Source organism: Streptomyces cahuitamycinicus, from assembly GCF_002891435.1.
Classification (GTDB): Bacteria; Actinomycetota; Actinomycetes; order Streptomycetales; family Streptomycetaceae; genus Streptomyces; species Streptomyces cahuitamycinicus.
Genome location: NZ_POUC01000999.1, coordinates 1 through 408, shown reverse-complemented (window position 1 = coordinate 408; position 408 = coordinate 1). Strand labels below are relative to the sequence as shown.

Genomic DNA, 408 nt, shown 5'->3' with positions numbered 1-408 from the left:
ACTAGGAAATAATCGCGGTCACCGAGGTAAATGTGCCGGGGCGGCACCGAGTGCGAATCGATGACCACGTCGCCGGCCTTGTCGGTCACCAGCAGCGAGCCCAGGTCCTGCGCATTGGTCGAACGGTCGAACAGCACGAGCTGGCGAACGTTGGGCGGCAGCGCCAGCATGGCGGGGTCGCGTACGCCGTCGATCACGGCCTGCAGCGAGAGGTCGTACACCTCGATGTTCCGGGCGATGTCGCGCTGCAGGATCAGCGCGAGGTTGTCGGCGGCATCGCGCGCGCGGGCCAGTGCGTCCGAGCGCATTTCCCAGAGCGAGAGCGCGGTCAGCGCGGCCAGCACCAGCGACAGCGCCGACGCGCCGATGATCAGCAGAGAAGGCCGCCGCAGGAGTGCACCAGTGGCG

General features: G+C 67.9%; 1 protein-coding gene. It reads right to left on the bottom strand.

What is annotated here, in order from left to right; genetic code table 11:
- The coding region (locus C1J00_RS48770; RefSeq protein ID WP_219728430.1) for a PDC sensor domain-containing protein at positions 1 to 408 on the bottom strand (408 nt) is incomplete at both ends.